Origin of the sequence: Acinetobacter sp. FL (genome assembly GCF_040744925.1) — a bacterium.
GTDB classification, from domain to species: domain Bacteria; phylum Pseudomonadota; class Gammaproteobacteria; order Pseudomonadales; family Moraxellaceae; genus Acinetobacter; species Acinetobacter radioresistens.
This window is the reverse complement of record NZ_CP160437.1, coordinates 2,641,375-2,666,030: the sequence shown is the minus strand read 5'-3', so window position 1 is coordinate 2,666,030 and position 24,656 is coordinate 2,641,375. Positions and strand designations below refer to the sequence as shown.

Annotated in this window: 23 protein-coding genes; 19 read left to right on the top strand and 4 right to left on the bottom strand. The window is 39.8% G+C overall.

The annotated features are described in order from the left end of the window. Window positions 1–28: 28 nt before the first annotated feature. Window positions 29–1,117: a histidinol-phosphate transaminase gene (gene hisC / locus ABZP31_RS12430; RefSeq protein WP_248134197.1), complete on the top strand. Its 1,089-nt coding sequence runs from the start codon at window positions 29–31 to the stop codon at window positions 1,115–1,117. On the opposite strand, the gene ABZP31_RS12425 is transcribed toward hisC, so the two are convergent. Next, the gene (locus tag ABZP31_RS12425) at window positions 1,118–2,476 is read right to left on the bottom strand and encodes an anthranilate synthase component I family protein (RefSeq protein WP_248134195.1); all 1,359 of its coding nucleotides are present in this window, start codon (window positions 2,474–2,476) and stop codon (window positions 1,118–1,120) included. Between the two features lie 261 nt (window positions 2,477–2,737). Here ABZP31_RS12425 and ABZP31_RS12420 point away from each other — a divergent pair, with 261 nt between their 5' ends. The 6 genes from ABZP31_RS12420 to ABZP31_RS12395 all read left to right on the top strand — a co-directional run bounded on the left by ABZP31_RS12420 (window position 2,738) and on the right by ABZP31_RS12395 (window position 10,765). Continuing rightward, a complete protein-coding gene (locus ABZP31_RS12420) occupies window positions 2,738–3,703 on the top strand; it encodes a DUF6160 family protein (protein WP_005027722.1) in 966 nt (321 codons plus the stop codon). Window positions 3,704–3,896: 193 nt separating this feature from the next. Beyond that, a complete protein-coding gene (locus tag ABZP31_RS12415) occupies window positions 3,897–4,730 on the top strand; it encodes a C39 family peptidase (RefSeq protein ID WP_005018574.1) in 834 nt (277 codons plus the stop codon). A gap of 49 nt (window positions 4,731–4,779) precedes the next feature. Then, window positions 4,780–5,889, top strand: a complete 1,110-nt coding sequence (locus ABZP31_RS12410) for a hypothetical protein (RefSeq protein ID WP_106439133.1) — start codon at window positions 4,780–4,782, stop codon at window positions 5,887–5,889. Window positions 5,890–5,901: 12 nt separating this feature from the next. Next, a complete protein-coding gene (locus tag ABZP31_RS12405) occupies window positions 5,902–7,566 on the top strand; it encodes an OmpP1/FadL family transporter (protein WP_248134193.1) in 1,665 nt (554 codons plus the stop codon). A 14-nt stretch (window positions 7,567–7,580) separates the two neighbouring features. Further along, window positions 7,581–8,792 (top strand): putative pilus assembly protein FilE, encoded by a 1,212-nt coding sequence (gene filE / locus ABZP31_RS12400; RefSeq protein WP_174498850.1) that lies wholly within the window; start codon window positions 7,581–7,583, stop codon window positions 8,790–8,792. A 23-nt stretch (window positions 8,793–8,815) separates the two neighbouring features. Then, complete coding sequence (locus ABZP31_RS12395) at window positions 8,816–10,765, top strand: hypothetical protein (protein WP_367156819.1); 1,950 nt, start codon at window positions 8,816–8,818, stop codon at window positions 10,763–10,765. Between the two features lie 96 nt (window positions 10,766–10,861). Here the strand turns inward: ABZP31_RS12395 and ABZP31_RS12390 are convergent, their stop codons facing one another. Beyond that, complete coding sequence (locus ABZP31_RS12390; protein ID WP_005404874.1) at window positions 10,862–11,410, bottom strand: NUDIX hydrolase; 549 nt, start codon at window positions 11,408–11,410, stop codon at window positions 10,862–10,864. 130 nt (window positions 11,411–11,540) lie between these two features. Here ABZP31_RS12390 and ABZP31_RS12385 point away from each other — a divergent pair, with 130 nt between their 5' ends. From ABZP31_RS12385 to fghA, 7 genes are all read left to right on the top strand, one after another. After that, entirely contained in the window at window positions 11,541–12,146 is a 606-nt protein-coding gene (locus ABZP31_RS12385; protein ID WP_005018581.1) for a CoA pyrophosphatase, read from the top strand. Between the two features lie 24 nt (window positions 12,147–12,170). Continuing rightward, window positions 12,171–12,701, top strand: coding sequence for a gamma carbonic anhydrase family protein (locus tag ABZP31_RS12380; RefSeq protein ID WP_106439130.1), 531 nt, complete (start codon window positions 12,171–12,173; stop codon window positions 12,699–12,701). A 135-nt stretch (window positions 12,702–12,836) separates the two neighbouring features. Continuing rightward, window positions 12,837–13,502, top strand: a complete 666-nt coding sequence (tsaB, locus tag ABZP31_RS12375; RefSeq protein ID WP_367156818.1) for a tRNA (adenosine(37)-N6)-threonylcarbamoyltransferase complex dimerization subunit type 1 TsaB — start codon at window positions 12,837–12,839, stop codon at window positions 13,500–13,502. 13 nt (window positions 13,503–13,515) lie between these two features. Beyond that, on the top strand, window positions 13,516–14,340 hold the full coding sequence (locus ABZP31_RS12370; RefSeq protein ID WP_005018595.1) for an undecaprenyl-diphosphate phosphatase: 825 nt from the start codon (window positions 13,516–13,518) through the stop codon (window positions 14,338–14,340). A 3-nt stretch (window positions 14,341–14,343) separates the two neighbouring features. Further along, window positions 14,344–15,144 (top strand): class I SAM-dependent methyltransferase, encoded by an 801-nt coding sequence (locus tag ABZP31_RS12365; RefSeq protein ID WP_005404876.1) that lies wholly within the window; start codon window positions 14,344–14,346, stop codon window positions 15,142–15,144. A gap of 128 nt (window positions 15,145–15,272) precedes the next feature. Beyond that, window positions 15,273–16,700, top strand: coding sequence for a C13 family peptidase (locus ABZP31_RS12360; RefSeq protein ID WP_005404877.1), 1,428 nt, complete (start codon window positions 15,273–15,275; stop codon window positions 16,698–16,700). A gap of 13 nt (window positions 16,701–16,713) precedes the next feature. Then, window positions 16,714–17,553, top strand: a complete 840-nt coding sequence (fghA, locus tag ABZP31_RS12355) for an S-formylglutathione hydrolase (protein ID WP_005406862.1) — start codon at window positions 16,714–16,716, stop codon at window positions 17,551–17,553. Between the two features lie 24 nt (window positions 17,554–17,577). Here the strand turns inward: fghA and ABZP31_RS12350 are convergent, their stop codons facing one another. Beyond that, the gene (locus ABZP31_RS12350) at window positions 17,578–17,859 is read right to left on the bottom strand and encodes a DUF2218 domain-containing protein (protein ID WP_005018600.1); all 282 of its coding nucleotides are present in this window, start codon (window positions 17,857–17,859) and stop codon (window positions 17,578–17,580) included. A gap of 172 nt (window positions 17,860–18,031) precedes the next feature. Here ABZP31_RS12350 and rpe point away from each other — a divergent pair, with 172 nt between their 5' ends. The 3 genes from rpe to ABZP31_RS12335 all read left to right on the top strand — a co-directional run bounded on the left by rpe (window position 18,032) and on the right by ABZP31_RS12335 (window position 20,082). Next, on the top strand, window positions 18,032–18,718 hold the full coding sequence (gene rpe, locus ABZP31_RS12345) for a ribulose-phosphate 3-epimerase (protein WP_005027700.1): 687 nt from the start codon (window positions 18,032–18,034) through the stop codon (window positions 18,716–18,718). Between the two features lie 538 nt (window positions 18,719–19,256). Continuing rightward, complete coding sequence (locus ABZP31_RS12340) at window positions 19,257–19,577, top strand: multidrug efflux SMR transporter (RefSeq protein WP_005018603.1); 321 nt, start codon at window positions 19,257–19,259, stop codon at window positions 19,575–19,577. Window positions 19,578–19,593: 16 nt separating this feature from the next. Next, a complete protein-coding gene (locus tag ABZP31_RS12335) occupies window positions 19,594–20,082 on the top strand; it encodes a methylated-DNA--[protein]-cysteine S-methyltransferase (protein WP_005018605.1) in 489 nt (162 codons plus the stop codon). Window positions 20,083–20,099: 17 nt separating this feature from the next. On the opposite strand, the gene ABZP31_RS12330 is transcribed toward ABZP31_RS12335, so the two are convergent. Beyond that, the gene (locus ABZP31_RS12330; protein WP_005027697.1) at window positions 20,100–20,663 is read right to left on the bottom strand and encodes a 3'-5' exonuclease; all 564 of its coding nucleotides are present in this window, start codon (window positions 20,661–20,663) and stop codon (window positions 20,100–20,102) included. 125 nt (window positions 20,664–20,788) lie between these two features. Here ABZP31_RS12330 and ABZP31_RS12325 point away from each other — a divergent pair, with 125 nt between their 5' ends. After that, window positions 20,789–21,415 (top strand): nuclease-related domain-containing protein, encoded by a 627-nt coding sequence (locus ABZP31_RS12325; protein ID WP_005027695.1) that lies wholly within the window; start codon window positions 20,789–20,791, stop codon window positions 21,413–21,415. A gap of 450 nt (window positions 21,416–21,865) precedes the next feature. Beyond that, window positions 21,866–24,079 (top strand): TonB-dependent siderophore receptor, encoded by a 2,214-nt coding sequence (locus ABZP31_RS12320; protein WP_016801133.1) that lies wholly within the window; start codon window positions 21,866–21,868, stop codon window positions 24,077–24,079. The last annotated feature ends 577 nt before the right edge of the window (window positions 24,080–24,656 follow it).

The window sequence follows — 24,656 nt, the reverse complement described above, 5'->3', positions numbered from 1 at the left end:
TTGGAAAATGAATTTGAGAATCTTAAACATGGAACTAACTACCGAACAAATGCGTTTTTGGAGTCCTGAAGTACGTAAACTTGAACCGTATATTCCTGGTGAACAGCCTAAACTTCAAAATCTGTTAAAATTAAATACTAACGAAAATCCTTATCCGCCATCACCTTATGTTGTTGATGCAATACAGGCTGTGCTGGCTAATCAGGCTGATGTATTACGTCTTTATCCGGACCCCGATGCAACTGCATTAAAAGAAGCAATTGCCCAGCAGCAGGGTATTACAGCCAGTCAGGTATTTGTAGGCAACGGGTCTGATGAGGTACTTGCACATATTTTCAAAGCATTTTTTATTCAAGAGTATCCAATTTTATATCCAGATATAACCTACAGCTTTTATCCGGTATATAGCCAGTTTTTTGGAGTTAAAACTAAAATACTGCCACTAAACGCTGACTTCGAAATTGACATTGCTGATTATAGGCAACCCAATGGCGGTATTATTATTACTAATCCAAATGCGCCCACCAGCATTGCATTAGATCTGCTGTCAATTGAAGAAATTCTTCAGAATAATCCTGACTCTGTAGTGGTTATAGATGAAGCCTACGTAGATTTTGGTGCAGAATCTGCAGTAAGTTTGGTAAGTAAGTATGAGAATCTGGTGGTATGCCAGACGACCTCCAAATCACGTTCACTCGCAGGTTTACGCGTTGGTTTTGCAATTGCCCAGCCACATTTAATTGCTGCACTTGAGACTGTTAAAAACAGTTTTAATTCCTATCCAATGGACCGTTTAGCTATTGCTGCTGCGGTAGCTTCATTTCAGGATCAAGACTATTTTCAGGCTATGTGCCAGAAAGTAATTGATAGCCGTGAGCAGCTTGTAAATGGGCTAGAAGGTTTAGATTTCAAGGTATTACCTTCTAAAGCTAATTTTATTTTTGTTTCTTTAGCTCATAAAAATGCTGCTGACTTGGCTGCCGAGCTGCGTCAACATGGCATTATTGTACGTTATTTTAACAAACCCCGTATTAATCAGTATTTACGTATTACTGTCGGTACGGATGAACAAAATCAAAGACTTATTGATACATTGAGAAATCAGATTCTAGTCTGATTATGATTCACCTGTTCTCTGCCATGTATTGAGTAAGTCCAGCATGGCAGATATTTTATCGAAACATTCCTGATATTCTGCCTCCTGTTCTGAAGCAATAGTAATACCGCCGCCTGCCCAGATAGAAATATCATGATCATATTTCTGGATGGTCCGGATCAGGATATTCCAGCAGCCTGTTCCATCAAAATTAAAATAACCTAATGAACCGCAATAAGTACCCCGAGCAGCTTCTTCAAGTTCTGCAATAATTTCCATGGCACGTATTTTAGGCGCACCCGTAATTGAGCCGCCCGGCAAAGCAGATAACAAGACCTGAAACGGTGAAATATTTTTGTTTAATATAGCTTGTACTTCACTGACCATATGATGGACTTGATTAAAACTTTCAATTTCAAATAATTTTAGTGTTTTAACTGAACCCTTTTGGGCATAGAGACTGAAGTCATTACGCAGTAAATCAACGATCATAACATTTTCTGCCTGATCTTTTTTGGAATTAATTAAAGTGTTTTTTGCTTTCTGGTCAAGTATCGGATCTGCATAACGCGGCATGGTGCCTTTAATCGGGCGTGTTATAATTTGCTGTTGTTCTTTAAAATCAATAAAAAGCTCAGGAGAGCAACTTAAAATTTCAAGATTATCTATTTTTAGGTAGCCCGCATAAGGTGCATTTGTTATAGCCCAAAATTTCGCTGCACAGTCTAGTAAATGACCATCACCTTGAGCTTTAAACTCTTGAGTTAAATTAATTTGGTAACAGTCACCTGCTGTAATATATTCCTGCACTTGCTTAAAGGCTGAAATATATTGCTGTTTAGTCCAGCGTGGCTGACAGGTCTGAACCAGCTGAAACACCTGAGTATCTGAATCATGATCTAAATGAAGAGCATCATAAATATTTTGATAAATGATTAATGCATCTTGACCTTCACTATAAAATATCCACTCTTCTGCTTCATACTTTAAATAATGATGATATTTGCCTAAATATAAACTTGGCTGTTTTTTATATTCTATATGAATTTTAAGATGTTGTTGGGCAGCAAAATCGTAGCTAATAAATCCAATATATCCACCGTTAAATCCTGCTTGAGAAGAACCCTTAAATTCAGGATCTAAACAAATAAAATCAAGTAAATCTATTTTATGATGAGTAATTGAATAAGAATGATCAGTATTTTTTTTATAAGCTGAAAATAAGCCGGACTGGTATTTAATATATTGATCTGGCAGAAATGCAATAATAGGCCGATGATTATCTTCTAAATAAACTAAACCAAAAAAATCCCTCAATTTATTTAAAATAGAAGCAGGATCATTATGATAAAAATCAAGCTTTTTTCTCAGCTTTGGCATAGTCTATAAGTGCATCTGATAAAACAGTGGCACATATTACTACATAATTAACTATGACCTAAATCCAGATACCGTTTATCGGTTTTGCTTTGATTATGATGGGCAGCAGTTGATCAATTAATCCTCTCAGGCTAACTTAAGCTTGCTAATCTAAAGTAGCTACTCAAGGACAGGATGTTTCTACTGCAGAAAATAAAAAAACAGTAGAAATTAAGAGTAGCTAGACAATCAAAAAAATAAAAACTCTTAGGAGAGTATGGAATGAAAATGTTTACTAAAATTGCTTTAGTTTCTTCTATGGCAATTAGTGCAAATGCAATGGCAATGCAAGCGATGGATGATGCTTCATTAAGTGCAACCACTGGCCAAGATGGTATTAATATCGGGATCGGTATTTCAAAGGTTGAAATTGAAAAATTATTTATTCATGATAATGATGGCCTAACAGGTGGAAGCACTGCTGGAAAGGCTGGTGCCATCGTAATTAAGGGTAACGGTAAAACAGGCGATATTAACGAAAAGCTGGGTGTAGTAGTCAAAGCCAATTATGATGATGCAGGCAAATATCTGCTAACAACTCGTAATCTTGCTGACCTGCGTATTGACTCTGATGCAGGCGACAAAGCAGCTGGTGGTGCATTTATTAATATTGCTGCTGATGTATCGGGTCTAGATATCAATATTGGCGAGATTGGGGTAACCGGTTCTAATGCTGTAGCAGATCCTGCAACTGCAACGAGTATTCGTCGTGGGGGGGATGATACAAACTATAATGCTATTCTCTCTGGCCTTTCATTAAAAACAGGTCCAATGTCAGCAAATATTCAATTAGGTGCAGCTCCACAGGGCGCCATGATTAAGCTAGATGCAAAAATGCTGGGCGGTCTTGAGATCAAGAACCTGGGTATTCTAGATAACTCAACTAAAACAGCTACACGTGCTGCTGGTGAAATTTTTGTCGATAGTATTAAAGTAGCTGATGCTAATGCTCGTGATCTATCAATTGATCAAAAAATTAGTGTGATCGGTAAAGAAGGTACTAATAATGGCTATATTCGTATGGTAAGTAACTCAGGTCCAATTGATAACTATGTTAAGGGTGTTCATTTAGGTAGCCGCGATGCTGCTTCAATTGGGGATGTAGAAATTCAGGGACTACAAACTTATTACAGTCCTGCAATGGGTCAATACAACCAAGGTTCTGTGATTACCATTTCTGGTCGATAATAAATTTCTATTTAAAAGCGCGTGACTTCACGCGCTTTTTTTTACAATAAAATATAATTTTTTTCAAAAATCCTAAAAAAAGCTGTTATTTTTAAAAAAAAAAGGTATCTTGAGTGGTACAAGGAAGTAGAGTTTATACTCTAGAAAAATAACGAATATCAGTATAATTACTGAAAACTAAAAAGTTAAAGATATGTTAGAGATCGCTTTAGGCTCGGCATTAATGTATTACTTTGCCACGGAAGCCTTTGAAATAAAAAAGAAACCGGAAGAAGCAGTTTATTATACAGAAACTTTAGATTCTCGAAATAACTCTTTTGTCCGAATGCATAGAGAACCTGTACTTATTAAACCCGCATTAGAAGACCAGTTCCGAGGTATTGTCCGTCAGGCTTACGATTATAGTTGTGGTTCAGCCGCACTTACTACACTTTTAAATGGGTATGTTGGCACTGATTTATCAGAACAGCAGACCATGAATGGACTTTTAAAGTTTGGTGAAACAGAACGTATTATTGAGCGACGCAGTTTTTCCCTGTTGGACATGAAGCGTTTTGTAGAAGCTTTAGGTTTAGAAAGTGGAGGGTATAAAGGAGAATTTTCAGATTTGGTCAAGCAGGGTCAGCCTGCAATTGTACCAATCAGTTACGCCGGTTTTAAGCATTTTGTGGTTTATAAAGCCTATAAGAATGGGCGCGTTTACGTCGCTGACCCGGCTTTGGGGAATATAAGTTTTGACGAGCAGCGTTTTAAGGAAATTTGGGAAAATAATACACTGTTCTTGATTAACGTAGCGCCTGAACAAAGAAAAAACCTGTTGGCTTTGCAAGATGCTGATATGCGTCATGTAGAAGATGCCACAGTAAACCGTTATGCCTTCGTAGATATTCAATACCCGCAATTCTATATGGAAAAAATTGCCGATAAAGCCTCAACTATACGTCTAGATCGAAATTTGAATAAGGAATCAGAAAGTTATGGGCAACCTACCTATAACTATCTGAGGCTCTATTACAAAAATAAATAGCAGCACAGCAATTGTTTGAAATTAAAAAAATAAAAAGGTGGGATGGAAAATGGACCGTAAGTGGATGAATAGAACAGTCTTGGCTTTAAGTATTCAGATGTTATTTGGGATGGCTTATGCGGCAGAACAGCCGGTAGCCCCAGAGAAGGAGAAAACAGCAAATCGGCAGGACGTTGAAGCCGCATCTCCTGAACAGGCTATTACATCAGAAACAGTGTCAGAGCAGCAAGACGCTTCAATGGCTCTGCAACAACAGGCAGGTGATGCGACTAAAGAAACCAATTTACAGGAAGTGTTTACATCCAATGAGCGTCAGTATTCTTTAATCAAAAAGGGTGATATCTCTGCATATTATGATGTCGACTATACTTATTACAGAGATACACAGCTAGATTTAGAAATGGCTCAAGGGCAGCTATACCAATTACGGGTGCAGGAAAATGCCAGTCATACCCTAACCAATACCTTTACTGCTCAATATGGCGTGCTGGATAATTTAACGTTCACTGCTTCATTACCTTTGGTTGCAAAAACAGATCTGCTCAAAGATGCTTCTACTGCGGGTCTGGGGGATATTTCAGTAGGGGCGCGTTGGGAGCCTTTTCCCTTAAAAGCTGGACGCTTACCGCTGATCTTATTTGGTAATCTTTCCAGTAAAACTGGCGATAGTCCTTATGAGATTAATCCAACAACAGACCTTTCTACCGGTAAAGGATATTATTCGGCAGGTATAGGGGCGAGTACCCGTAAATATATTGATCCTGTTGTACTCTTCGCCTCAGTATCAGCCAACTACGGTTTTAAAGAAACTGGACTGAATCAGCGCCGTGGGTCACGAATCATTGATGAGTTTAATCCAGGTATAAGTGGTGGATTCGCTTTTGGTTTTGCCTATTCATTTAACTATGACGTTTCGATGACCATGTCTTATCAGCAAAGTTTCAATACTGATGCTGAATTCACATATACAAGTGGAGAAAGTTATTCGGTTGCAGATCAAACCAGTTCAACCTTTGCAATATCTCTAGGCGTACGGGTATCACCAGAGACTATTGTAAACGGTACACTGGGTATAGGACTGACAGAAGATGCACCTGATGTCTCTTTAGGTCTTTCTTTCCCACTGGATATTTTGGGTTTTGGTAAAAAATTACGCTAAGAGGCTGGTCGTATGAAAATTAATCGACTTCGCCCGCTAGTGTCTGCAATTTTATTATCGGGCTGTTCCAGTGTTGCATTTGCTCAATTAGGGCAAAATTTATCTGTTGATATTCGGTCATTAACTATGGGAAATGCTGTAACAGCAGACCCTCCCGGGATTAGTGCAATCCATTTTAACCCGGCGGCATTGACCAAAATTGAGGGCTTACAGACCGACCTGCAAGGAATTGTGGCGAATTTTGATATCAAACGTGAATTTACCGTACCTGCTGGCTACAATGTATTTGGTTATTCTGATGACCCATTAGTATGTAATGACGGGCCAGAAGTTGATTCGGACTTGTGTACTGATTTTAAAGGCCCGGTCAGGGGCGATGTAGAGTACGTCAGCCTGTATGTTCCGATTTTAAAAAAAATGGTCGATTTGGGCGAAGGGATGCCAATGGTCGCACCAACAGCGGGGATTGCATATAATCCGCCTGGATCTAAAACTACATTTGCTACCGCTATGTATGCACCTCTGGTAGCCGGTTTTGGTGCTGAAAATGGTAATCCTGGTAACTTTATGGGGCAACAGGTTGCCTTGGAGAGGATTACCTATCTATCGCCATCTTTTGCTTATGAAGTGAATGATGAATTATCAATTGGCGCATCTATTGGCATGTCTTATCAAGCCATTGGTCTGAAAACAGATTTACGTTTTCCCAATGAATTGATTGGAATGTTACGTATGATTGATGAGGTTGTCTGTACACCTTTCAAGGAAAACCAGGACATTATTACTGATATCTTACTATTAGGTATTTGTAATGCTGAAGAAGGTATGAATCCTTTTAGCCGTTTTGGACAGATGCAAGTTGCTTTAGAACAATCTCTTAGTCCAAGTTATAACTTGGGTGTACTGTGGGAGCCAACGGATGACTTTAGCTTAGGCATGGTGTATCAAAGTTCTGCAAAAATGCGGTTAAAAGGTAAATACCATATTGATAATGCCAAAGCTCCACAAGAACTCATCAATGGTCTCATGTCCTCACCGACTGGGCAGATTCTGGCTGCTATTTTAGGCTTTCCCCGTTCTATTCCAGGAAGTGAGTCAGGGCTGGTGGCTATGGATTTTGAATACCCAGCACACTTTCAGGCAGGAATAAAGTATAAAATTTTACCTGATTTACAGCTTAACTTCGATGTAGGCTGGACAGACTATAGGGCTTGGGACAAATTTAAATTTGAATTTGACCGGGAAATTTCTGTGCTAAAAATTGCAAAACTTTTATCTGAAAATATTGGGGATGCCAATCTGGCCTTGCCTCTAGAATTTACTTCGCCATGGAATTTTGGAATTGGCTTCGAATATTCAGCTACAGACCGTTTAAAGCTACGGGCAGGCTATGAACCACGGACCAGTGCTATTCCTGACCATAAACGTAATACCATGGTTCCAATCAATAACGCACAACTATTTGGTCTTGGATTAGGCTATCGTTTTGATGCAGATACAGATCTGGATTTATCAATTGGTTTCTTACAAAGCCGCGATAAAATTCCAGCAGGTGGCAGTAATTTAGGTAATTTGCCTGGGGTAAATAATATCTTGCTGAACCCGTTTGCGGGTTTAAATATGAAAACGGATACTAAAATTACAATCTTGGGTCTAAGTTACAGAACAAAGTGGTAGGCTTTGAAAAGAAAATGAAAAGGGACATCGTCATTAAAATGATATTCGCATTAGGTTTAATGCCAGTATCGTTTGTATCAGCTGGAGAGTTTCATACTATTATTGGTCCTGATGGGCGGCCTATGGTAGTACAACGCCCAGATAAAAGACCTGAAAAACTGGTTCAGCCTGAGGCTGAAACTACCAATTTTACTCATAAACTAAAAACATCTAGGGATGACAAAAGTCAGATAGATGTTGTGATTATGTCATCAAAAAATATTCCATCTTCTTCAAATGGGATGGAGAAGAAAACAGCTCAAGATATAATTAATGCAGATAATCAGCCGTTGATTGTTGCCCCTAAAGAAATACAGGCTGTTACATCGATAGTTAAACCAGTAGAAAAGTTGCCAGACCATAGTTCTTCTATAAAGCAGCCGAAACAAGTTGTGACGCCACAAAAAAACATTATTATTCCAGAGACGCAAGCAACCCATCAAAAAGAGCAAAAAATCAATACTCCAGCCCTCACCGCACAGCAACAGGCTTTAACAGTAATTGACGGTGAGCAATATATTAAAAGTGAATATCTGGAAGATAAAGAATTTAATATAGATGGAAAAAAACGTTTCTATACTATGCCAGAAGGGATTATTGATACACGTAATGGCTCCACGCGTTTACAGGTTATTGAAAGAGAGAAAGGGGTAGGCAAGTCCACTTTAGATCATCTGTTCAAAAAGAGTCCGATACAGGCAAATCAGGTAATTGTTTTAGCTCCTACTTACTATCGTATATCTCAGGCCGAAGCAGTAGAAAGTTTAGGACAACAGTGTTTTAAAGATAAAAAGATTAAGAAAGCTAAAAGGATGAATGCAGAGCAAGAAATTAATATCTGGCCGCGCGCTCCTTTAAAGGATCAGTTCGATTTTGAAGTGGTTGAACTATCTGACCAGATACAGCATGTCCAGATTAACTCGTACGCCTCCCAGCAAAACAGACCGACTTTTTATTGGCCTTTAGTCATATTTCTGGATGCAAAAGGTTGTGTCATTGAGGGGGCTGGAGGCTTTAAAAACCATGATACTGATGCCTCGATGATTCATTTTAAAAAACTTGAAGGTGTGATCCGTATACCAGTCCATACTCAGTACTTACTAATGACTCCCTTACTTTCAGCCCCAGATACGCCGAATTATGTACTGAGTAATCAGGGACAGTTAAAACTAATTGCACTACGTTAAACCGAAAAAAAAGAGCATGAATAATGAAAAATAAATATCTACTACCATTTACGATGACTGCATTAATGGCTGCATTGAGTGGCTGCGGTGGTGAAAGTGCAAATATTATCCCCGAAAAAGATACGATGACGTATGTCAATGGAACATGTAAAGCAAATGATAAAGGATGTACTGAATTTATTTTAGATTATCCCGTTGATGGTCTGAATTTTACCTGTAGTAGTGACGCCAATAATACGTTTATAACTTTAATGGATTTTGCCAACTCTGTAGTTACAGGAACTTGCCGTACAGGCGATAAGGCAGAATTCTTTATGATGGGCAGTGACGACAGAAAAATTAGTCTGGGTGAAGTAGATCTCAATAAAATTAGTTCATCCGATACAATTGGTACGGTTCCTCGTTTGACCTTGCTTGATCTTGCTGCTGGAATAACTGGACAAGATGCCAAAATGCTTCAGCAGAGTGATCCTACCGTGAAAGTTGCCTTAGAACTGGTTAAAATTATTCAGGCATTGGCACTCAAAGAACAAAGAATTGAAGTGCCTACGGATATCCAGGCACTTTATATTACAGATGCAGTAAGACAAAATCTGGAAAAAATTTCTACCTCAGTGACTGCCGAAGATATTGTCAGTAAAAGATATGTTGAATTGATTCGCCCATGGCTGGATGTTTCACAAATTACAGATCAAGATGCTTTTATTACACTGAATAAATTAGTCAATATTGCTAATTCTGCAGTTTACCAACCTGAATTTGCCGTCTTTCCAACAAATTTAATTGATCAAATAGCAAGTAATGCCGGCTCAGAAGGCATGGTAGGGTGTAATAAACCAGTTTGTGACTTAAATGATATTTCTATTAAACGTGCTTTAGGTCATTTTATGTTGATTACTGACCGGCAGGGCTACACTCTTGGGAGTGGCATTCAATGGAAAGGAAGTGTTACTAAAGCTACATCTGCAGTTATCGGTGCTAATCTGGAACTTATTACCTCTACCAGGCCAGTGAGAATCACTGCGGAATCACAGGATCACTGGATTAATCCACTTACTAAGAGAATAGATCAGCCTTTTACATTTAAAGTCAGTGAACAGAACTCTCAGGATTTACTGATTACTCAAGGTAAACTACTTAATAACAGTATTATGGCCGGGCAAGAAAAGTTCTACAAAAAAATTACCAGAAAAACAACGATCACAGAAGCAGATAAAAATGATTTAGGTCACTGGCAGCAGGAGGTAGCCGGTGAGTTATTTCAAGGACCTATGGACCTGTACAAAATCTACCATATTACTTATCTGGATAAAAAAGTCTTCAAGTCTATTAATAATAGCCGTGTAGGCGAAAATTATATTTTTCCACTTTATGCTGACCTGACCTTCAAGTTTAATGATACTTCGGTCAATAATATTAAACTGGGCATTGTAGTAGATGCCAATGGAGATATTCGAACTAATATCCGGCCAAATGCAACTGCATCAGATATGTCTACGGCTTTATGTAATTCAGATAGTATCAGCTCGGAATTAATAGATAATTATGGAGTGCAACAGTATCGTTTAGGAACCACAGCCCGCGTATTTACTAATGATAATTCTATTTCTGTACGCATGATTTTAGCCAATGATACTTTTAATAATATCAATGGGGCATTAGTGGGAATGAATGTCAAATTGCAGCTCGCAGAAAATGGTGAAATACTTTCTGTTGGGGGAGCGAGGATACAGCTTGGTGGACTATTAAACGGTAACAGGTCAATTCGCTTTACGGACTCTGCAGGAGAAGCTGTACAATGGGCCAATACATTAGCAAGCTTCCAGAATACCTTTAATAATGCAAACCAGAAAAAGTCTGAAAATGATCCAACTAAAAAAGAAGTCACACAGGCTGATTTAAATCTGGCAAAGCTGGCGGGCGGAAAAATAGAAATGACATTGCCAGACTGTTATCAGGTTAAAACTAAATAAAATTCTGACATTAAATGATTTGTATTTATATGAATCAAGTTCTATGAAAGACCAGAGTAATGTTAATTTGCTCTGGCCTTTTTATTATATTTTATATTAGCCGGTATGATCTATACGCGTACCAATAGTTTCAAGATGGGTAATAAAAGAATTATTTTTCCGGTCTTCAAAATAATGACGCAAAGTCCGCTCAACACTCGGAAAAGCTAATTCAGTCCAGGGAATTTCATGTTCATCAAAGAGACGACATTCAATACTTTCTTCACCCGCTCCAAATGTACCATCAATTAAGTTAGCTTTAAACAGCACATAGATCTGCCCGATTCGTGGAATATTATACATACAGTATAACTGTTCAATATGAATTTCGGCTTCAGCTTCTTCACGGGTTTCACGTGCTGCACCCTGTTCCATGGTTTCAAATAATTCCATATAGCCAGCTGGCAGTGTCCAGAGTCCGTAACGCGGTTCAATAGCACGGCGACAAAGCAGGACTTTATCTTCCCAAAGTGCTAAAGCTCCACAAATTACCTTCGGATTCTCATAATGTATATTTCCACATTGAACACAGACACGACGAATTTGATGATCGCCTAAAGGAATTTTTTCAGTTGTCTCATGCCCACAAATGATGCAGAAATTCATATACATTAACGCCAGGAGAGGTGGCATTCAGCATAACCGAAATTTTATGCTTTCGCATCATTTGTATGTCAAGCCCGACAATTTCAGCTATGATGAAAATAGAATAAAAGAGCGAAGATAAGGTAATGGCATGGATGATCATTCACTCATACAACTTCTGCAACAACGCTTGCGGTTTTCAAGACGTATACAGCCTGCCCATGCCGCAGTCCTGATTGCTATTACCAATGAGCCTGATCCGAAAGTGCTGCTAACACGCCGTTCTGCCTATCTGAACAGTCATGCAGGTGAAGTCTCGTTTCCAGGCGGGAAACGGGATGCGACAGATACCAGCAATATTGTGATTGCACTACGGGAAGCTCAGGAAGAAACTGGCCTTAACCCGTTTGAAGTAGAGCTGATAGGCGATTTACCTATGCATCGTGCGCGTAATGGTATGTTGGTTAAACCGGTAGTTGGACTTATTCCGGCCGGGTTGGAGCTCAATCCGCAGCCTTCTGAAATCGACCGGATTTTTTATGTTTCATTAGACGAACTGATGCATGCACCTCCTGTACCTTATGAGGTTCACTATGCGCATCAGTCATTATATTTTCCCAGTATGCGGATTAATAATGAAATTATTTGGGGCCTGACTGCCCGAATGTTAATTGCGCTGTTTAAATATGGCTTAAATTATAAAAAAGAATGGCCATTCTTGTTGAACTCGCCTACTTTTCAGGCTAGAAAATACTGACTAAAACAAACAGGGAATAGAAACATGTTATATAAATTTGAAGGGCACGCGCCTAAAGCTTTACAGCAGCCTTGGGATGGATGGGTAGCAGACAATGCCACAGTGATTGGTCAGGTTGAAATGGGGCAGCAGGTCAGCATCTGGTTTGGAGCGGTGATCCGTGCAGATAATTCTAAAATTCACCTTGGTGATTATACCAATGTGCAGGAAAATGCAGTATTACATACTGATGCCGGCATCGAGATGAATATCGGGCAATATGTTACGATTGGTCATCAAGCCATGCTGCATGGCTGTACCATTGGAGACAATACATTAATTGGAATTAATTCTGTAATTCTAAATAATGCAGTAATTGGTAAAAACTGTATTATTGGTGCTAATGCCTTGATTCCAGAAGGTAAGGTTATTCCAGACAACTCAGTTGTTATGGGGTCGCCTGGAAAAGTCGTGAAACAGGTGGATGAGCAGGTTGCAGCGCATATCCGTTTCAGCGCACTACATTATGCAGAACATTTTAAGCGGTTTACACACTTGGAAGAAGTTAAACTTTAACGGAATCTGAAAGATGAAAATTTAGCCAAGTATAGACTTGGCTTTTTTGTATTTGCTCTGTGAAATCCTCGCCACTGAAACATGAGTGGAGTATGATAGCCAACAATTTTTAACTGATTTTATTTAAGGTTGTGCATGAAATTGCTGGCATTGGAAACTGCCAACGAGCAGTGTTCCGTATCCATAGTAGATGACACTCAGGAGCTGTTCTTTCAGCTGGATGAGCGTACTAAAGCACAGACACAAATGATACTACCTATGATTGAAAAGGGGTTGCAGCAAACTTCACTGCAATTGGAGCAGTTATCCGCAATAGCGTTTAGCCGTGGACCAGGCTCATTCAGTGGAGTACGCATTAATGCTGCAGTCACCCAGGCACTGGCTTGGGCTAACGATTTGCCAGTCATTCCCGTATCAACCTTACAGGCACTGGCTCAGGCAGCCTATCGTCTGACGGGCCTCGAAGAAGTGAGTGCCGTACTGGATGCACGGATGCAGGAAGTTTATATAGGCAGTTTTCAGTTAGATGAACAGCATATTATGCGGCCAGTTGCTGAGGAACAGCTACTTGATTATGAGACTGCCAGACAAGCTGTCCAGTTTCCACTGGTGGGTTCTGGTTCAGCCTTAGTTGATACAGCACAGGTAAACTACCAGCAGATTACGGCAACAGCCCAAGATATTGCAGCGATCGCACGAGTACAGGCATTAAAAGCCGAGTGGTTAAGTGCCGAGCAGGCTTTACCAGTCTACTTGCGTGACAATGCGTGGAAAAAAATACCAGAACAAGGTAAAGCATAATTAGGAATACGGTATGGATCTTTTACTGCTATTTAAAGCAGCCATCATGGGTATTGTTGAGGGAATCACTGAATTCCTTCCGATTTCAAGTACTGGACATTTGATTCTGGCCTCAGAGTTAATGGATTTCTGGACTAAAGAAAAAAGTGCAGTCTTTGTAATTGCCATCCAGATGGGGGCAATCGCGGCAGTGATTTATGAATACTGGTCGCGTCTATGGGGCGCTGCCACAGGTATGATCACGGGCGAAGAAAAAGGTCGCCGTCTGGGCTTTGGGCTGATTCTGGCCTCGATTCCAATTGTACTGGTGGGTCTGACGTTTGGTCAGCAGGTTAAAGAGCTTCTATTTAATGATGTGGCAGTAGCAATTGGTTTGATTGTTGGTGGCCTGATTATTATATGGGTAGAAAAGAATCCACCTAAAGTCAATGCACCTGAAGTTGAGAATATCAGTATCAAACAGGCAATCTGGATTGGCCTGATTCAGGTCTTATCACTGATTCCGGGCACCTCGCGCTCAGGCGCAACAATTATTGGCGGCATGATGTTGGGTCTGTCACGTAAATCGGCAACCGAATTCTCTTTCTTTCTCGGTATTCCTGTCATTATCGGAGCCGGTCTTTTAGATCTGTATCAAAGTTATGATGTACTGGAAAGTAATTTTGACTGGTTGGTAATCGGCTGGGGGATTCTAGTTTCCTTTATTTCAGCATTGTTCCTGATTCGTGTTTTAGTCGCTTATGTGGCCAAGCGCGATTTCATGATCTTTGCCTGGTACCGGATCGCATCCGGATTACTGATCCTGCTATTTGCCTTTACTGGCTGGAGATTATGGTAAGCCATGCGCTTATTTTGTGAAGCTGAATATGAGGATCAAGCACAGCACTACGCTGCTGTGCTTGGTTCACGAGGTATAAATTTAGGTATAGAAACAGTTGAGAAAATCAATAGCCGTTTTTTACGCCTGAATCCGGAACTTGCTTTATGTACAGACGCGCAAGGTTTATGGCTATGTGCAAATGGCATGAAAATGCAACCAGACTGGAAAGCTGAAATTCCACGTTTAAAGCGTGCCAGTTTAAAGTCGGAAATGCTTGCCCGCGCCTGCCAACTGGGAGAAAAGCCGCAACTGATTGATGCCACTGCCGGTTTGGGGCATGACAGCTTGCTGATGGCCCATTTAGGTGCAGAAGTCACTTTAGTCGAGCGTCATCCCATTCTATTTACGCTGCTGGAAGAAAGTCTGGCCCAGGCACAAACTGATGCATTCCTGAACTCAGCCGCAGCAAGGATTAAACTGGTTTTTGCCGACTCTGCTGATTATTTGCGTCAGCAAACAGCTCGACAGCACAGGATAGACGTTGTTTATCTTGATCCGATGTTTCCACAGCGTGACCAGAACCAGCAGGACCATAAAAAACAGGCCCAAGTTAAAAAACAGATGCAGCTTTTACATATGCTGTTGCCTGAACAGGGAGAGATGGACTTGGGAGATGAACTTTTATCTCTTGCACAAGCAGTTGCAAAACGGGTCATAGTAAAACGGCCACGTCATGCAGGATTTCTAGCCGAACAAACACCTGATCATCAATGGTTAGGCGACGCCTGCCGCTTCGATGCCTACTTTTATCTGCCTGATTAAAACTATTTGGTAACAGCTTCAATATTAAGCAAAGTTTTGTTATATAGTTAGAAAGTGGCATTGCTAAATTCTATCTCAGGCCTAAACTGTTTAGGCCTTTAAAAAAATATCATTTTCCCAGACATCCTATGATTAACCTCAAACCATCGATTAATTTTTGGCATGATTTTCAAAGCAATCAGATTGCCGGGATGTGGTTATTTTTAGGTTCTCGTCGCGCACTGGCTGCTGTGCGGCCTTCAATCCTTCAGTTTATTGTCTGGGGCGTACTGGGAGGGCTGGCCAATACTTTATTTAGCTGGCTGACTGCTGGTGAAACTGGCGAGTTTAATTCTCAAGGACTGGTGAGTTATGCCTTATGGCCTTTTCTGGCCTTAATTGTCGGCATATTCCTGTCACAGCGTACCAATAATCCACGATTAATGCTGGTACCGACTATCTTATGGCTGATTCTGGATACGCATATTGCGCTATTGCAAAGCCTGATTCAGTATCTGGGGCAACTTGATTATTTACCTTATGCAATTTATGACTATTTGCCCATCCTGTTTATGGTGCTGTTTGTCTGGCAGAGTATGGCTGTGGTCTGGGTATTTGGTCGTGAACTAAAATGGCCGTGGTGGGAATTTGCCCTGATCATGCTGGCGACATTTATTACATTGGTCGTATGGCAGATGTCAGTTAAAGACCAGCCAATCTGGAAAGTAGAAAGTGTCCCGCCATCATTTTCTGAAGAGGCTTTCTATAAGCAGAGTCAAATACTGAATCGTACTCTGGAAGATGTGGAGTATGGTGAGTTTGCTCAAACGCACTGGTATTTCTTGGGTGTCGCTGGTGCTAGCTATCAGGATGTTTTTAAATCTGAAGTAAAACGGATTAGGGAACAGTTTGATACCCGTTTCGGAACATTCGGCCGTTCGGTAATGCTAATTAATAACCCACAAACCCGTACTGAAATACCTATTGCTTCTAGAACCAGCATTAATCTGGCGCTACGCCGTATCGGGCAGCAAATGAACCGTGAAAGTGATGTGCTATTTTTATATATGACTTCACACGGGCTGCAAAATCAGTTTGAAATTGAAAATGCGCCTTTAGAGCTGGATCAGGTTGATCCAAAATGGCTACGTGAAGCATTGGACCGTTCCGGTATCCGCTGGCGTGTAATTGTAATTTCTGCCTGCTATTCTGGCAGTTTTATACCTGCCTTGCAGTCTGCCAACACTTTAATTATCACAGCTTCTGCTGCTGACCGTGCTTCATTTGGCTGCTCCAATGAAGCTGACTATACTTATTTTGGGCGGGCTTTCTTTGATCAGGCTATGCGTGAACAGTCTTCCTTAAAAACGGCGTTTGAACAGGCACGCAGTACGGTAGCGACTTGGGAGAATGCTCAAGGTTTTGATCCTTCTGAGCCTCAGTGGGTCATCGGCAAAAATATGGAACTGATGTTGCCTCAACTGGAACAGCGCCTGTTCCCGGCTACCACAGCAAATCAGCCTAATTTATCATTAGCTGTATCCCAGTCTGCTCAGCTCGAAAGGGCAGGAAAATAAAAGGAATAAGAATATGGAACTATTGCAGACCAATCGTTGCTTTGATGGTGAACAGCGTATTTATCAGTGGACTTCAAAATATCTGAAGGGTGAGAGCCGTTTTAGTATTTTTTTGCCACCTCAGGCGCTGCTGGATGAACCCTGCACCACTTTATTTTATCTGGCAGGCTTAACCTGTACCGAAGAAACCTTTGCAATTAAAGCCCACGCCCAGCGACTTGCTGCCCAGCTCGGACTAATTCTGGTCTCTCCTGATACTTCGCCAAGAGGGGAAAATGTTGCCCAGGGAGACAGTTGGGACTTAGGCCAAGGCGCTGGTTTTTATATTAATGCCTGTGCAGAGCCATGGTCTGAACATTACCAGATGGAAAGTTATGTGACAGATGAGCTTTATCCGGCAATTCTGAAAAACTTTCCAGTGCAGACCGATAAAGTCGGGATATTCGGACATTCTATGGGTGGCCATGGTGCCTTGACGCTAGCATTTAAATATCCGGAAAAGTTTAAATCGGTATCCGCATTTGCACCAATCTGCGCACCGAGTCAGTGTCCGTGGGGAGAAAAAGCATTTCGACATTACTTGGGTGAAGACCGCCAGCAGTGGACTAAACACGACGCTGTACAGTTGATGACACAAAAAGGTACCTTATTTCCTGAAATCCTGATTGATCAGGGGCTGGATGACCAATTCTATGACCAGCTCCATCCTGAACTGTTTGCACAGGCCTGCAAACAGGCAAGCCAGCCACTACGCTTGCGCCAGCATACTGGCTATGATCATGGTTACTACTTTATTCAAAGCTTTATGGATGATCACTTACAGTTTCATGCCATCCAGCTGGAAGAGAAATAAGCTTGAATGATACAGAGCATACTTCTAGTATGCTCGCCATTGTGCCTGAAATTCCTGTTGTGCCATGCGATTCAGATGATCAATAACGACTTTTTCCAGACGTTGATGCTCATCTTCGGCACGTTGACTTTCTACCTGAACAGCTAACTGTTCAGTTTCAGGGGTTAAAATGACTTTTGCATCTGGCATAACAATTGTAAAAGCTGTCCCATGCTCTTCAATTTCAAACTTGTGTTTCCAGTGATTTACCAGACGTTTAGCTATACGACCAGCATCTTGAGTATCAATTTCTGTGCGACTATTCATGTTGCTTCTCATTCTCAATAACAAGCATACTGTAGCAGAGTTTTACTCAAAGTACTTCCTCAAAATTTTAATACCTGTCTCAACAGGGATTGCATTTATGCTTTAGTGCCCAGTAATCAGGAGCTTTTTGCTATAATAATACAATAGTCAATTTCTCAAGCCAGGTCCTCCGATGTCCAAGCCCTATCTAATTGCACCTTCAATTTTATCTGCAGATTTTGCCCGTCTCGGTGAAGATGTGGAAAAAGTATTGGCAGCCGGTGCTGATGTAGTTCATTTCGATGTAATGGATAATCATTATGTGCCTAATCTTACTTTTGGGGCGGGTGTATGCAAGGCGCTCAAAAAATATGGTATTCAGGCACCCATTGATGTACATCTGATGGTTTCACCAGTTGATCGCACAATCGGTGACTTTCTGGACGCAGGGGCGGACATTATTACCTTTCATCCAGAAGCATCTGACCATATTGACCGCTCTTTACAACTGATCAAATCTGGCGGAGCGCAAGCTGGGCTGGTGTTTAACCCAGCAACTCCATTGCATTATCTGGACTATGTACTGGATAAGGTAGACCAGATTCTGTTAATGAGTGTAAACCCAGGGTTCGGCGGCCAGAAATTTATTCCAATGACTTTAGAAAAACTACGTCAGGTACGCAAGATTATTGACGCAAGTGGCCGTGATATCCGTTTAGAGGTAGATGGTGGCGTAGGACCTGCCAATATTCGTGAAATTGCTGAAGCAGGTGCAGATATGTTTGTAGCAGGTTCAGCCATTTTTGGAAAACCAGATTATAAAAATGTCATTGATGAGATGCGGGCTGAACTGAATAAAGTAGGCAGTGTAGAAGTTTAAGCTATTTTAAATAACTCGATAAGGTCTGTGGATAACTTTGTTTATAACTCTATGGATATCCTTGTTGATAACGCTAGGGATAACTTGGGTGAAATATAAACAATTAACTATCAATTGCTTATTAATTAGACAAAAAAAGTATAAAAAGGATTCAACTGAATCCTTTTTTATTGACTTAATCACTCCAAAAGCAAGTATTTTTATTAGCCAGTGTCTAAAATTTGAACTGTCTAATTTATAGCTACAGCCTGTAGAACAAGGCTTTTTTAAAGCTATATACTTATCTGGAAGTGAAGTTTGGCTTTTGTGCATAACTTTGATAAATTTTTCCCCATCTGCTGTAACACTATTTTTAGGGTTTACTTAAAGCTCAAGAGATTTTAAATTTAAATGAATGGAATCTGAGCAAAAGATACCTTTGTATTGAGCTACTGTTTATCTGGACAGGCTCAGTTAAAATAATCAAAGTTTCAGGAGGAACGGCCTCCCCATAGTGGAAAAATTGTCAGGACGGCCTGACGAGAAAGGAAAAGACCGGATGGCATGGTTACTATTACTCTTAGCAGGTCTTTTTGAAGTAGTTTGGGCTTACTCAATGAAGCTTTCAGAAGGCTTTACTCGCTTAGGCCCAAGCGTAATTACGATTGTTTTTATGATACTGAGTGTAGTGCTGCTCTCTATTTCGATGCGGACTTTACCTCTAGGTACAGCTTATACTGTCTGGACAGGAATAGGCGCAATCGGTTCTTTTTTACTGGGGATTTTTATTTTAAATGAACCGGCAGGAGCAATGCGAATGCTGGCAGCAGTACTGATTGTATCTGGATTGGTTCTGATGAAATTATCTTCAAGCAATTAGAGGCAGGTAAAAAAATATGAAACTTGCAATGCAGTATATGGATTCTCCAGTGGGCCGTTTAAGGCTGATCGCAAACGAGAAAGCACTGGTAGCCGTTCTTTGGGAAAATGAGCAACCTAAACGTATTCAGCTGGCAGAACTGGTGGTTGAGCCGGAGCATCCGGTTTTGCTTCAGGTACGCCAGCAGCTTGAAGAATACTTTGAGGGAAACCGGCAGCGATTTGACATACCGCTAGACTTTGCCGGAACAGAGTTTCAGAAACTGGTCTGGACCGAACTGTTAAAAATTCCTTATGGACAGACCCGTAGTTATGGGCAGATTGCTCAAGCGATTGGTCGACCTAAGGCGATGCGCGCCGTAGGTGCTGCAAATGGTCGTAATCCGATTTCAATAATTGCACCTTGTCATCGGGTAATAGGAGCTAGTGGTGCATTAACTGGTTTTGCGGGTGGACTGGATAATAAAACAATTCTGCTGAACCTAGAAAAGAATATCCAGCTTTAAGGCGTTGATTTGCTGAGTTAGCCAAGCGGACGGTTCATCTTTAACTGCTGACCCCGTATTAGCCTAAACAGCTCTGCCTGATATAAAGCATCATCTAGAGCATTGTGATTTTTACTTAGCTTTGGATGTAATAGTCGGTCCATATGCCGTGAACTGGTTTCTGACCATTTACAGTGCTGGGCAGCCATAAAATAAGACTTAATATCCAGCGCGCTGATTCCAAATGGGTTATGCCCTAAAAATGCCCAGAAATAATAGTTAATAAACGACCAGTCAAATCCGGCATTTAAACCTACAAAGACCAGTCGTTGATCTCTTACAAGTGAGCTAAGCCACTGATCAAACATTTGCATAGCCTGAACTGGTTCCAGACCGGTTTGCTGTAAGCTCTCTAATGAAAGTCCACAGACATTTAATGCTTCCGGTATTGCATTACTATTTAATGGCTTGATTTCACATTGAAAGTTCTGTTCAGGATGATCAATATTACATGCGCCAATGGAAAGCAGGCTATAAATACCAGGTATAGGGCCAGACGCTTCAATGTCGACTGAAATATAAAGTTCTGATTTCTGAGCCAATATAATTTATTTCCTTGAACACTGCATATTAAATCATAATAGCGCTGAATGAGTTTGAAAAGCTTGATAGAACCTTAAATTCTACTTCATAACATATTTATAGCTAAACAACTGGGGTAAGGAAAATGTTATTTAATTTTATAATTATAGTGGCTGTAATCGGCCTGATTGCTTGGATTTCTTCTCCTAAATTTAAAGGTAAACTGGGCGAATTCACAGTGAAGGTACATGCTAAAAAATACTTGAGTGAAGAGTATATTATGCTAAATGATTGCACGCTACCTGATGAACAGACTGGTACTACTCAAATTGATCATATTCTGTTAAGTCCTTATGGTATATTTATTATAGAAACTAAAAATTATCAAGGATGGATCTTTGGCGGAGAACGCCAGAAACACTGGACACAGAAAATATATAAAAAATCTTTTAGGTTTCAAAATCCGTTATATCAGAACTACAAGCACATTAAGGTATTGGAGTCAGTGCTTAAAGATGTAGTTGAGCCTGAGTATTTGCATTCAATTATAGTTTTTACCCCCCAGAGTACTTTCAAAACACCCATGCCAGCTAATGTATTACAGGGAAAAGCATGGACAGATTACGTCAAACAATTCCAGCAGACTGTGATTCCGGCAATGAAACTCAAACGCATTAAATACCATCTAGAAAAAGAAATACTAGAAAAGGGCTGGAAAACTGACCGGCTGCATATCGAAAATCTTAAGCAAAAACAGGAAGAGCAGAACTGAACCTGTGCAAAAATAAATAACTGATAAAAATAGTCAAACACTGGATTGAGTAAAATTATAGAAATTAAAATCTGATGAATCTTTTATAAATTTGTACCGCTTTCTAATAGGAAAAAGAGAAGCTAATAATTTGTTTAAATTAAATTTTTAGAAATGATTTTAATATCTGAACAATTATATTTAAAATCTAAAAATAAGATAATGATGATAAAAATGATAATTAGTATCATTAAGGTATGCTTCATGTTAAGATTCTGCCGCGATTGAATTGATATACCTTGCTTTAAAAAATTGACTTTAGTGGACTTTGAAAGAAGAACCGTACTATGCAAGGCTAAGGCGAGTTGCAGCCAGTGCCCTATAAAAGTCTAACCTTAATAAAAAGATGAGGGAGACTATATCAATTCATTAAGGGAATTATTGACGACAACTATTTTTGGCTTAACTCGTATGTCTAGACCATTAAACTCTACGCCTAAACCTTTATTTTTGGCAGTACGGACTATTCTGTTTGCTTCCACTGCTTTACTGATACAAACTACCTTTGCAGCAGAAACGGATCAGAAAAATGAAACAAGTCATTCTGATAATGTACAGCAGCTTCAAACCATTACTTTAACAGCAGAGCAGCCACAGGCAGTCACAGAAAACTCCGGAAGCTATACGGTTAAAAGTGCAAGTACAGCGACCAAGCTGGATCTATCTTTACGAGACACGCCACAGACAGTTAAGGTCTATACACGGGCCTATCTGGATGACCGGAATATTGAGTCTTTTCAGGAACTCATGAGCCATATTACGGGAGTAACAGCTTCACGTACCGATGAACGCCAGAGTTATTATGCACGTGGTTTCCAGGTCGATTATTATCTGGTCGATGGCTTGCCAAGTACCTTAACACTGGCTGAAGGTGATCCGGATTTAAGTATTTATGACCGGGTAGAGGTAGTTAAAGGGGCAAATGGTTTAATGACGGGAGCTGGAAATCCGGCAATCGGGCTTAATCTGATCCGCAAACATGCTAATGCAAAAGAACTGACAGGTAACCTGACTGCATCAGCCGGTTCATGGGATAGCTACTCTAGCTCGGCAGATTTTTCAAATGCTTTAAATGAAGACGGTTCATTACGCGGTCGGGTCTTTGTGAAACATTTACAAGAAAATTCCTTTATGGATTTTTATTCCAAAGAGCGCAATATTGCTTATGGAGCACTGGACTACGACCTGTCCGATCGGACCACTTTATCGTTTGCCGCCATGTACCAGCAATTAGAACGTGATGGAATTCGCTGGGGAGGGCTACCGGCCTTTTATAATGATGGTACACGAACCAAATTTGACCGCTCCCTAACCGTTAGCTCAGACTGGACCTATTGGGATGTCGACTCAAAGGCCATATTTGCTTCACTCCAACATAACCTGTTTAATGATGTCGATTTACATATAGGTTATTCTTATCGTCGGGATGACAAAGATACAGCTCTGCTTTATGTCGATGGTAATGTAGATAAAAACACCCAAAAAAGTTTGGGGGCTATTTCTGTTTATTCCTCTGAACAGAGAAATGATGAAAATAATGTCGATATTTATATTACTGCGCCGTTTACCTGGGCTGGACGCCAGCAGGAAATTGTAACTGGTGCTTCATGGAACCAGAATGAGCTTCTTACCAATAAATATGGAACGATTCAGGGAAAAAAAGAAGGTACAAATGATCTGGACATCAATACCCCTAATGAGCTGGATTTTTCCAATATGAATACGGAGTTGCTGACTCCGATTACTAACCCGAAAAGACTGGCATTAAACAAGACTACTCAAAGCGGTGTTTATATTGCTGGTAAATTTCATGTGCTTGACCCTCTTAAAGTTGTGACAGGGGTACGGCTGTCAAACTGGGAATTTGAATCAAGTGATGGCAAGGGAACGCGTAAATTCGACAATCAGGTTACTCCTTATGTCGGAGTCATATATGACTTTGCAGCAGATCATTCGTGGTATGCCAGTTATACCGATATTTTTAAATCGGAAAACCGTCGTGATATAGATGGTGGTTATTTAGACCCGGCTATTGGTAAAAACTATGAAACGGGTATTAAAAGTGAATTTTTTGATGGCCGTTTAAATACAGCTTTATCTGTCTTTAGAATAGAGCAAGATAACTTTGCCGAGAAAATTACAGATGGATATGTAATTGTTAATGGCGTTAAGACCTCTGAACAGGCTTACCGAAGTATTGATGGAGTCGTCAGTAAAGGGGTAGAGCTAGAGGTTGATGGCGAAATTAATGATCAATGGAGTCTTAACTTTGGTATCGCCAACTTTGAAGCACGAGATGCTAAAGGTGAGAAGGTAAATCCCAATAATTCCCGTACTACCTCAAATCTGTTTGTTAAATATAGCCAAGATAAATGGAGTGCTGGAGCAGGAGTGGATTATCGAAGTAAAACTTATTCATTAATAAAAAAGGATAACTGGCGAATTGACCAAGGTAATATCTGGTTGGCGAGTCTTATGCTGGGTTATCAGGTTGACCCGAATATCAAGGTTCAGCTCAATATCGATAACTTATTTGATAAAGTTTATTATGAAGGGATTGGTGAAAGCAGTATGAATTATGGTGCACCACGTAATGCAACACTAAGCTTGCGTTATAAATTCTAACCAGACTTTTGTCTGAAGATTATAAATATTCAAAAGACAAGTAAAAAGGGGTAAATAGCCCTTTTTTATTGTATATAATAGATATATATTTAATGCTCATAAATAAGAATTTTCTTTTAAAGTAAAATATTAGAAGAACTAAATATATTTAAATTTTTATTAATTTTAAATTGTGGTGTAGAGGCGTTTTAAAAAAATAATAGAATAAATGAAATTTTACCCTAATATAAAGGTTTTAACTTAGTTTTTAATAATTAGTCAAAAGTAAGATTTTAATAAAAATAAGTTTAATTTAAATATAATTCAGTATTGAATTAAATGTTAAAATTTGAAGGGTTATTAAATAAAATAATTTATTAATATAATATAAAGATTAATCGGTTAATAAATCTATAGTCTCTAAAGCTGATTTGGAAATGTTTTTAGTGTAGTTATCATAAGATTGGGCTGCTAGACATATAGCTATTATAGTCATAAATAAGATAATTTTTTTATTAATAATCATGTTGAATTAACCCTATTCAATTCTGTTAAAGAAAAGATATATTAATTTAATGATCTAATCTAATATAGAAAT

What these genes read in the sequence shown, in the direction of transcription:
- ABZP31_RS12395 (WP_367156819.1), top strand. Translation starts at nt 8,816, where the DNA reads ATGAAAAATAAATATCTACTACCATTTACGATGACTGCATTAATGGCT.
- ABZP31_RS12415 (WP_005018574.1), top strand. Translation starts at nt 3,897, where the DNA reads ATGTTAGAGATCGCTTTAGGCTCGGCATTAATGTATTACTTTGCCACG.
- rpe (WP_005027700.1), top strand. Translation starts at nt 18,032, where the DNA reads ATGTCCAAGCCCTATCTAATTGCACCTTCAATTTTATCTGCAGATTTT.
- ABZP31_RS12380 (WP_106439130.1), top strand. Translation starts at nt 12,171, where the DNA reads ATGTTATATAAATTTGAAGGGCACGCGCCTAAAGCTTTACAGCAGCCT.
- ABZP31_RS12320 (WP_016801133.1), top strand. Translation starts at nt 21,866, where the DNA reads ATGTCTAGACCATTAAACTCTACGCCTAAACCTTTATTTTTGGCAGTA.
- ABZP31_RS12365 (WP_005404876.1), top strand. Translation starts at nt 14,344, where the DNA reads ATGCGCTTATTTTGTGAAGCTGAATATGAGGATCAAGCACAGCACTAC.
- filE (WP_174498850.1), top strand. Translation starts at nt 7,581, where the DNA reads ATGAAAAGGGACATCGTCATTAAAATGATATTCGCATTAGGTTTAATG.
- ABZP31_RS12335 (WP_005018605.1), top strand. Translation starts at nt 19,594, where the DNA reads ATGAAACTTGCAATGCAGTATATGGATTCTCCAGTGGGCCGTTTAAGG.
- tsaB (WP_367156818.1), top strand. Translation starts at nt 12,837, where the DNA reads ATGAAATTGCTGGCATTGGAAACTGCCAACGAGCAGTGTTCCGTATCC.
- ABZP31_RS12410 (WP_106439133.1), top strand. Translation starts at nt 4,780, where the DNA reads ATGGACCGTAAGTGGATGAATAGAACAGTCTTGGCTTTAAGTATTCAG.
- ABZP31_RS12405 (WP_248134193.1), top strand. Translation starts at nt 5,902, where the DNA reads ATGAAAATTAATCGACTTCGCCCGCTAGTGTCTGCAATTTTATTATCG.
- ABZP31_RS12340 (WP_005018603.1), top strand. Translation starts at nt 19,257, where the DNA reads ATGGCATGGTTACTATTACTCTTAGCAGGTCTTTTTGAAGTAGTTTGG.
- ABZP31_RS12390 (WP_005404874.1), bottom strand. Translation starts at nt 11,410, where the DNA reads ATGAATTTCTGCATCATTTGTGGGCATGAGACAACTGAAAAAATTCCT.
- hisC (WP_248134197.1), top strand. Translation starts at nt 29, where the DNA reads ATGGAACTAACTACCGAACAAATGCGTTTTTGGAGTCCTGAAGTACGT.
- ABZP31_RS12350 (WP_005018600.1), bottom strand. Translation starts at nt 17,859, where the DNA reads ATGAATAGTCGCACAGAAATTGATACTCAAGATGCTGGTCGTATAGCT.
- ABZP31_RS12370 (WP_005018595.1), top strand. Translation starts at nt 13,516, where the DNA reads ATGGATCTTTTACTGCTATTTAAAGCAGCCATCATGGGTATTGTTGAG.
- ABZP31_RS12325 (WP_005027695.1), top strand. Translation starts at nt 20,789, where the DNA reads ATGTTATTTAATTTTATAATTATAGTGGCTGTAATCGGCCTGATTGCT.
- fghA (WP_005406862.1), top strand. Translation starts at nt 16,714, where the DNA reads ATGGAACTATTGCAGACCAATCGTTGCTTTGATGGTGAACAGCGTATT.
- ABZP31_RS12360 (WP_005404877.1), top strand. Translation starts at nt 15,273, where the DNA reads ATGATTAACCTCAAACCATCGATTAATTTTTGGCATGATTTTCAAAGC.
- ABZP31_RS12425 (WP_248134195.1), bottom strand. Translation starts at nt 2,476, where the DNA reads ATGCCAAAGCTGAGAAAAAAGCTTGATTTTTATCATAATGATCCTGCT.
- ABZP31_RS12385 (WP_005018581.1), top strand. Translation starts at nt 11,541, where the DNA reads ATGGATGATCATTCACTCATACAACTTCTGCAACAACGCTTGCGGTTT.
- ABZP31_RS12420 (WP_005027722.1), top strand. Translation starts at nt 2,738, where the DNA reads ATGAAAATGTTTACTAAAATTGCTTTAGTTTCTTCTATGGCAATTAGT.